The following is a 2,433-nucleotide window of genomic DNA, read 5'->3' as shown; positions in this document are numbered from 1 at the left end:
CATTTGTGTCGATGCCCGTGATGCGGCCTTTCGCGATCGTCGAGGTGACTATGCTGCCGTGGAGGAGGCCGGGCGCGTTGAACTCGGCCGCATATTTGGCCGCGCCGGTGACTTTCGCGACGCCGTCGATGCGGGATGTTCCGGTGCCGATGTAAGGTGCCATGGCTATCTCAGATGATCTTCTTGGACGACTGTGACTGCGGCGTACCGCGCGCGGCTTGTGTGAGCGCGCGCACGATGCCACGGCGCGCGAGATCGATCTTAAAAGTATTGCGCCCGTAGCCCTTGGCGTCGCGTAGCAGCACATTCGCTGCGCTGACGAACGTCGTGGCAACTGCGGGCTGACCGCGCAGCGCGGCTTCAGCCTGTGGATCGCGCCACGGCTTGTGCGCAACGCCGCCGAGCGCGAAGCGTGCCTCCTTGATGATGTCACCGTCGAGTTCGAGCCCAACTGCGACGGACACAAGCGCGAACGCATACGAGAGCCGGTCACGGATTTTCAGATACGTGTAGTTCTTTGCGAAACCCTGCGGCGGCAGCTCCACCGCGGTTATGATCTCGTCGGCATTGAGGCTGGTGTCGCGCTGCGGTGTGTCACCCGGTAACCTGTGGAGGTCCGCAAACGCGATCACGCGGTCGCCTGAGACGCCAGTAACGTGGACCTTCGCCTCCAATATCGCGAGCGCGACGCACATGTCAGATGGGTGGACCGCGATACAGGTTTCGCTCGCACCGAGGATCGCGTGCATGCGATTGTGTCCGTCAATGGCGGAGCAGCCGCTGCCGGGCTCTCGTTTGTTGCAGGTCGCCGCAGTGTCGTAGAAGTAATGGCAGCGCGTACGCTGTAGGAGATTTCCGCCGGTCGAGGCCATGTTGCGCAGCTGTTGCGAGGCTCCCGCCATGATCGCGCTGGCGAGAACCGGATAACGCTGCTCCACGAGCGGGTGGTAAGCGAGATCCGTGTTGCGAACGAGCGCGCCGATACGCAGGCCGCCGGCAGGCATGCCTTCGATCTGCTTGAGTGGCAGCCGAGTGATGTCGACAATGGTGGTTGGTTGTTCGACATCCATCTTCATCAAATCGATTAGATTGGTGCCGCCGGCGATGAATTTGGCGTTGGGACTGCGCCCGATGAGACGTACCGCTTCCGCAACGTCGTTTGCGCGTGCGTACTGGAAGTTGATCATGATCGCCCCACCACTTGCTCGACTGCCGCGACAATGTTGGTGTAAGCGCCGCAACGACAGATATTACCGCTCATGAGCTCACGGATTTCATCCGCGTTTTTTGCCCGACCCTCCGCGATCAGCCCAGCCGCAGAGCAGATTTGCCCGGACGTGCAATAGCCGCACTGGAAAGCGTCATGATCGATGAACGCCTGCTGCAGGGGATGCAGCACGCCGTTGACGGCCAACCCCTCGATCGTGGTGATCTGGGCGCCATCGTACATGGCGGCAAACGTGAGGCACGAATTGATGCGCCGTCCGTCCATCAGGATAGTGCAGGCGCCGCATTGGCCCTGATCACAGCCTTTCTTCGTGCCAGTCAGGTCGAGATGCTCTCGCAACACGTCGAGAAGTGTCGTCCGGGGATCGAGCGAAAGCGTCTGAAGGCTGCCGTTAACTGTCAGACTCACCGAAACCATTTCCGGAAGAGGCACAACGATCTCCGTCATCTCCAACTCCTAACAGGCGCGGAACGAGTCGCTACGCATTGCCACGATCAAGCTTCGTCGACATGGGCTGGCGGTGCTGATGCCGTCGGTGATGGGTCCGGTGCTAATATTTTGGCATAGGCGCTGGTTTCCGGGCGCGGCGCGCAATTAGCGCCGCCTTCCATTTGCAATTGTCGGCACCGTGATCGCTCAAGCCTGGGCGAGCGATCTTCCAGATCGGTGTAGTTCGCATCACCTTGTGCGAGGCCGGGCCTGACGTCAAATCCAGATCGTCTAGCAGCCTGTAGGTAGTTCTACGCATTGCTGACCAATCTGCTTCATGCGTGTTGTGCGTCTTATCCCTACATTCACCAGAGGATCAGGGGTTAGTTTCGCCCCGCCGAGAAAGCGATCATGAATGTCCGCGTGTGGCTCCGTGGTCTTGGCCTCGGTCGATACGAGGAAAAGTTTCGAGAAAACAAGATCGATTTTGACGTGCTCGCCGATCTTACCGATGGCGACCTCCGAGAACTCGGCGTCCCTCTCGGCGACCGCAGGCGACTTCTAAGGTCAATAGCGGAGCTCGGCGCACAGCAACCTCGAACGGCTCAAGCCCGACCGAGGCCAGCCGCGCCCGCCCCAGCCCAATCGTTCGGGCAGCCCGATTCCGCCGAACGACGTCCGATCACAGTCATGTTCTGCGATCTTGTCGGCTCGAGCGAACTTGCGGCTGCACTCGACGTTGAGGACTGGCGGAATCTCGTCAATACCTATCTCGA

Annotated in this window: 2 protein-coding genes and 1 pseudogene; 1 reads left to right on the top strand and 2 read right to left on the bottom strand. The window is 60.3% G+C overall.

The window, feature by feature from the left end; genetic code table 11:
* Window positions 1-170: 170 nt before the first annotated feature.
* Window positions 171-1,187, bottom strand: coding sequence for an FAD binding domain-containing protein (locus WCA53_RS11210; protein ID WP_423909298.1), 1,017 nt, complete (start codon window positions 1,185-1,187; stop codon window positions 171-173).
* A complete protein-coding gene (locus tag WCA53_RS11205) occupies window positions 1,184-1,675 on the bottom strand; it encodes a (2Fe-2S)-binding protein (protein ID WP_423909295.1) in 492 nt (163 codons plus the stop codon). Before WCA53_RS11205 ends, WCA53_RS11210 begins: the two co-directional genes overlap by 4 nt.
* A 393-nt stretch (window positions 1,676-2,068) precedes the next feature.
* Between WCA53_RS11205 and WCA53_RS11200 the strand changes: the two are divergent.
* Window positions 2,069-2,433: pseudogene (locus tag WCA53_RS11200) on the top strand (guanylate cyclase); the annotation flags it as partial.

This window comes from Caballeronia sp. (assembly GCF_049581465.1).
Classification (GTDB): Bacteria; Pseudomonadota; Gammaproteobacteria; order Burkholderiales; family Burkholderiaceae; genus Caballeronia.
The sequence above is the reverse complement of the archived record's forward strand: the minus strand, read 5'-3'. Positions and strand labels throughout refer to the sequence as shown.